This is a genomic window from Chryseobacterium sp. VD8 (genome assembly GCF_037149975.1).
In the GTDB taxonomy this organism is placed as follows: Bacteria; Bacteroidota; Bacteroidia; order Flavobacteriales; family Weeksellaceae; genus Chryseobacterium; species Chryseobacterium indicum.
Window position 1 is genome coordinate 1 of sequence record NZ_JBBCQL010000244.1, and the last position, 6,511, is coordinate 6,511.

3 protein-coding genes are annotated in these 6,511 nt (G+C 37.8%); all 3 read right to left on the reverse strand.

Going from position 1 to position 6,511, the window contains the following annotated elements:
• Window positions 1-1,552 (reverse strand): IgGFc-binding protein (locus WFK35_RS19275; RefSeq protein WP_336733977.1); only part of this gene is annotated, 1,552 nt, incomplete at its 3' end.
• An 81-nt stretch (window positions 1,553-1,633) separates the two neighbouring features.
• Window positions 1,634-4,996, reverse strand: a complete 3,363-nt coding sequence (locus WFK35_RS19280) for a T9SS type B sorting domain-containing protein (RefSeq protein WP_336733979.1) — start codon at window positions 4,994-4,996, stop codon at window positions 1,634-1,636.
• 196 nt (window positions 4,997-5,192) lie between these two features.
• On the reverse strand, window positions 5,193-6,511 hold a 1,319-nt coding region (locus tag WFK35_RS19285), incomplete at its 5' end, for a gliding motility-associated C-terminal domain-containing protein (RefSeq protein WP_336733981.1).

Consider the following 6,511-nt stretch of genomic DNA (forward strand, 5'->3'; position numbering starts at 1 on the left):
TGGTTACTTTCACGGTATAATTTCCGGCTACGGTAGGCGTGTAGACGTTTTGTGTAGCTCCGGGAATCGGGTTTCCGTTCAGATACCACTGATAAGTTTCATAGCTGTCGTCCACTTCAAGGATAATGCCGGGTACACATTCTCCGGTTTTCTTCGCAATGATCGGAATAGAAGAGAACCCTGCGAAATAGCCTCCGTAACCCGCTGTTCCATATCCTCCGTTAATTCCTGCCGTTACAGCTTTTGTTGAGTTAATGGTTAAGTTTCCTGTCGGATTTTCAATGGCATAGGTTACCCAGTTTGTATTTCCTGTTAGCGGATAAGGTCCCTGAGCAGCAGTTGGAGTGGTTGCCGGTCCGCCATCTATGCTGTATGTAACCGCAGCTCCAGCTTCTGTAAGAATATTAAGCTTTAAAAAAGTAATATTGCTTGTTGCGATTCCGGGCATTTCATTAATTTTTCCCACCTCATCAATTTTTCTCGGAAGGAAACAGTTTAGCGGCGGAATGTAATTGTATCCTCCATTGTAAGAGAATCCCTGAATGCCTATGAACTGATATAAATATACATTTTTAGAAGTGGAAATGAACATGTTAAAATGTCCGCTTCCCGGATTTTGTTCTACATAGCTGGTTTCATTGATTCTGTACCATTGCCCTTCATTAATTGTGGCAACAGCAGTAGTGGAACCGTTGATATATATTTCAGTATTGTCTTCTGTCGCAATTATGATTCCTCCTTCCATATTCAAAGTAGGATTGGTTGCTTTGGTTTTTACCATGGCAAAAGTATTCCCTAGTCTTTCCACCGGAACAGACTGATCCATAATTAAATCTGAACCATCAGAAGTATTTGTCGCAAAATTTCCGTTTGCATTTCCGTTGGTAAGGGTTACAGGTTTGTCTGAAACCACTTTGGCGCCGATAAATCCATTTAAATTGGCTGAAGTTAGATGATTTCCTGCCAAAATATAAGACTGCCCTTTATTCAGAGTAAATGTCTGTGAGTTTCCTCCGGGGGTACCTCCGATAAAAACTAAACCTGCGGTATTCCATGATACGGTAACCGACGTATTATCTTCTGTGGCAAGAATTCCCGCAGTGAAATTATTACTGGAGCTGTTTGCCGTACTGGGAGTTGCCGCTACATAGAATTTTTTCCCGATCCCTGCTTTGCCTTTCGAGGTTATGATTTCACCATGAGCGGTCTGAGCAGATCGTAAAGTGCAGTAAAAAGGCTTGTCGCCTTTTAAATATAATCCTTTTGTTCCCACTGTAAAAGCATCTGTGCTTGTTGTTCCGTTAATAAGACTGGCGGGAACAGTATAAGAAACAGGCGCTCCTTTTGCAACTGAAACAGTCTGGATCAGGTTATTATTGTTGTATATTCTTACATCAAACGGAGTGGTAGAATCCGTTGAAAGATACACTGCATTAGTGTACCCGGTAACGGATGTGTAAAACGGAGCAATCCAGTGATCTGTGTCTCTTTGGGCAAAAAGCGTGTTAATCGTACAAAATATCAATACGAAAGACAGTAGAAATCTTCTCATATACAATTAATTATGATTTCTACAAATTTAAAATAATATTTAATAAATGTTAACGAAAAATAAAAGAAAGTTTAAAATTTATTAATGATTCTTAATTAAAATCCATCCTGAGTATGAAACAGGTAATTTTGTATCGGGTTCAATCCATTTTAGCAGATACCAGTATGTTCCTGTAGACAGAGGTCTTCCGTTAATCTTGCCGTCCCATCTGTAATTTTTATCCGAAGATCTGTATACAGGTGCTCCGTAACGGTCTACAACTTCTATTGAAACATTTTGCTTAATTCTTAAATCTGAATAATCCAACACATCATTCAGCCCGTCTCCGTTTGGAGTAATTGCATTGATAAGATTTAATACTAAAAATTCTTTAATAACCGGTGAACATCCGTCTGCACTTACAACATAAACAGTATGCATTCCTCTGGATAAACCGGTGAAAATATTAGAGGTCTGATAATCAATTCCGTTTAATGAATATTTATATGGAGGAGTGCCCCCTGTAACGGTAACGGTAGCATTATACCCTGAAACCTCAATTTTAGAAATCGAAGGAGATTCAGCTGTGGTAATCTTTACATACTGTCTGTATATACATCCGTTGAATCCAAGATCCACATAATAATTTCCCGCTCCGGCAATGATGGATTGTGTGGTTGCTCCGGTACTCCATAAATAAGAAGTAAATCCGGCACCAGCGTCTAATGTTATTGTATCATTCGGACATATAACTTTATCAGCAAGTCTAGTAGATTTTTTTGGTGATTTTAAATTGATTGTTAAAACTCCAGTACTCGGACATTCTGTAGCGGAAGTGAATCTGATGTAAAAAGTACTTGTTGCAGAAATATTCTGGTTTGGTGAAATCGCATTGGTTCCCGCCTGTGCATTGGCCAATGTAGAGTAGAACGTAAGGCTTACTCCTGCATTCGCCGTAAAAAGATTTTTGTAATCATTTAAATTTACTGCTTCAGAACCACTAAGATCACTGTCACAAACATCTGTTGCTGCGTTTCCTGTAATTAAAGTAATTCTGTTTCCGATAGTAAAGTTAATCTGACCAAAAACCGGAGGGCAGCTTCCGATAAGTGCATCCACTCTCACATAAACAGTAGTGTTAGCTGTATACGTCCAGTTTGCTGGGAGTGTATTGTTATTACCCGCATTTGCATCAGCCTGAAGTAAATAATATCTTACATTGAAGTTTGCAGAATTGGTAACAATCTGAGGAGTAACGGTTGAAAAATTCACGTTAACGATACCGTCAAAATTATCATCACAAAGTGTCGCATTATAATTACCTGTGTTAATATTTGGAGGTTGTGTCGTCGTTAATGTAATTTGTGCGACTTTTGTACAGCCGTATGATGATGTTACATTTGCATAAATGGTTCCTGCCGGTCCCGAATAATTTCCCGGTGTCGCAATGGGAGGTCCCGTTAATGCGGCATTGGTGAAATACTGTACCGTAGTTCCCGAATCCGGTGTTACACTGGCTGAGTTTAAATTGAAAGTCCCGTTTCCGTTGGGATCTGCGCATGAAGTTAAGGATGCATTTGTGGTTTGTAAAACATCCGTATTGATGATGATTTTAAAATATTCAAAACTTGCAGGGCTTCCGTTTCCTTCTATGTAATAAATGAAACTGTCCGTTGTATCTGCTGTAAGTCCTGCATTGGGAGTATAGGTGATTTGCCCCGTTGCAGAATTCACAGTTGCAGTTCCGGAAGTAGGAGCTAAAACAATATTTGTATTCGCCGGAACAATGGTTTGTGTAGAATTTGTAAATGCAGGAGAAATTACCTTTGTGTTGCATGATCCGATGTTGTATGTTGTAGTCGTGATCGGAGGACATAATGTATAGGAATACGGATCTGTAAGCAGAGAACCACAATTATTTTTTGAAACCATACAGGTATAGTTTCCTGCGCCGTATAATTCCGGATTGATGGAATATGAAGTGGCTCCCGGAATAGGATTTCCATTCAGATACCATTGGTAATTGTCGTATGTGTTATCTACCTGTAATAAAATTCCGAGATAGCAATCTCCTGTTTTTGAAATCACTGGGACAGAAGAAAATCCTGCGAAATAGCCTCCATAACCCACTGCGCCACTTCCTGCTGCAATTCCTGCGGTTACAGATTTGGTAGAATTTACGGTAACAGTACCTGTAATATTAGGAACAGTGTAGGTAACCCAGTTAGGATTTCCGTTGACAGGATAAGGTCCGTTAGCTGTAGCAATCGGATTTCCGTTTAAAGTTACAGTTGCTCCGGTTTGGGTGATAATATTGAGGCGGGTATTAAATGTCTGATTCCCGATTTGATTAATAAATCCTATTTCGTCTACTTTATTGGGCATAAAGCAGCTTAACGGAGGAATAAAGTTCATCCCTCCTGTAGCGTATTCGTTTGGGCCCGAAAATCCAGGTCCTGCAACTCCTGCTAATAATTGATAAACATAAATATTATTGTTGGTGGAAATACTCATGTTATAATTATCTCCGGTTCCATGCTGAATATAATTATTACTTGGAACCAAATAATACTGTCCTTCGTTCAAAGTAATACCAGTAGCAATACCGTTAATTGTAATTTGAGTATTATTTTGTGTAGCTACGATCAATGCGGTTTCCATTTCGGAAATTATGGTTCCGTTTCCTTTTACTACAACAAACTCCTTCCCCAATCTGTCTACAGGAACCGCTTGGTCCATTAGGATGTCATTGTTCGTAAAATTTAGGTTTGTATAAATGCCGTTGAAATTTCCGTTGGTAACAGAAACAGGTTTATCAGACTGAATTTTTGCTCCTATTAATCCGTCAAGATTCATTACTGAATCTGTACTTAAGGCATCTAAAATATAAGACTGCCCTTTGTTTAGTGTAAATGTTTTTGTAGGACTTGAAGATCCATTAGAAAAAACAACATTCGGATTATATCCTGATATGACAACATTAGTATTGTCCTCTGTTGCAGTAACTCCTATAGTAGAGTTAACATAGCTTGCAGCACCTGTTATTGGCGCCATTCCTACATAAAATGTCTTCCCAAGGCCTGCTAAACCTTTAGATGTAATAATTTCAGCATGGCTTGGGACAGAGAATCGATAATTAGCAAAGAATTTTTTTGTTCCTTTCAGATAGACTCCCATTGAATTCGGAGTAAATAGATCGGATTGATTATTAGTAATTAAGAAATTATTAGGAATGCTTACCTGAGCAGGATTTCCTTTACTAACCTGTACGGACGTGTACAGTGTATTATTATTGAAAATTTGCACATTAAAAGGAGTTGTTTCATTCGTAGATAAATATAAATATCCTTGAAGATTCGATATTCCAGACTTTGAAGCCATCGGAGCAAACCAATGATCGGTGTCAAGCTGTGCATTGAACAATAGACAAAGAAATGTACAAATGGTTAGTAAAAGTTTTTTCATATTTCTCAATAAGGGATGCAAATGTAAGTATTAAAAGTCAATTTTTTATATAAATTTTAATTAGTAATTTCTATAATTATGAATATTGTTGAATATTTAATATTTTTTTAATAATTGAAAAGATATTTAAATATTAATAAAAAATCCTGATGATTTTAATTCATCAGGATCAGTGGTATAGTGTAAAGTAAAAAAGTTATTCTCTGTTTTTTATTAAAATCCATCCGGAGTAAGAAACCGGAAGTTTTGTATCGGGTTCAATCCATTTTAAAATATACCAGTACGTTCCTGTCGGAAGAGGTCGTCCTCCTGATTTTCCGTCCCAGATATAGCTTTTATCTGTAGATTTATAAACAGCAGCTCCATATCTGTCTGAAATTTCAATAGACACGTTTTGCTTTATTTTCAGATCAGAATAATTGAGAACATCATTGATGCCGTCTCCGTTCGGAGTAATTGCATTGATAATATTCACAATTAAAAACTCCTTAATTACAGGTAAACAGCCATCTTTTCCAAGTACATAAACGGTATGAATTCCTCTTGAAAGACCCATAAATGTATTGGAAGTCTGATAGTCTATTCCGTTTAACGAGTACTGATAAGGAGGTGTTCCGCCTGTAACATTTATCGTCGCATTAGAAGCCGTTACGTTGATGCTGGTAATTGTCGGAGCCTGTGATGTCGTTACATTAACAAACTGACGGTAAACACATCCGTTAAAACCTAAATCTACATAATACGTTCCCGCACCGGCAAGAATAGTCTGAGTAGTTGCTCCTGTACTCCAAGTATAAGAACTGAATTCCGCACCCGGATCCAATACCACTTTTTCTGTAGAACAAACCACTTTGTCAGTAAGCTGACTGGATTTTTTAGGCGATTTAAGGGTTACATTAATTATTCCTGTATTCGGACATTCGGTTCCGCTTACAAATCTTACATAGAAGGTTTTTGGAGAAGTAATGGTTTGATTTGAAGGAATTGTGTTAGTACCATTCTGAGCATCCGCTAAAGTAGCATGAAAAGTTAAAGTAATGGCAGAATTAGTGGTAAATAAATTTTTATAGTCATTAAGATTTACGTTTTCAGAACCGTTAAGATCATTATCGCAAATATCCATATTCACAATGTTGGTAAGCAGTGCGATCTTATTTCCTATTTTAAAATTAATCTGTCCGAAAGCTGGAGGACAACTTCCTCCCGCTGCGTCTACTCTTACATAAACGGTAGTATTTGCTGTATACGTCCAGTTTACAGGCAGAGTGTTACCATTTCCGGCATTTGCATCAGCCTGACTCAAATAATATCTTACCGTAAAATTCGCCGCGTTGGTAACAATCTGAGGAGTAACGGTTGAAAAATTCACGTTAACGATTCCGTCAAAATTATCATCACAAAGACTCGCATTATAATTTGCGGTGTTAATATTAGGCGATGGAGTGGTTGTTAAAGTAATCTGTGCCTGTCTGGAACATCCGTTTGCCGAAGTAATATTTACATAAATAATTCCCG

Bases quoted from the DNA above. Each gene is read 5' to 3' on its own strand.
- WFK35_RS19280 (WP_336733979.1), bottom strand. From the start codon at position 4,996: ATGAAAAAACTTTTACTAACCATTTGTACATTTCTTTGTCTATTGTTC.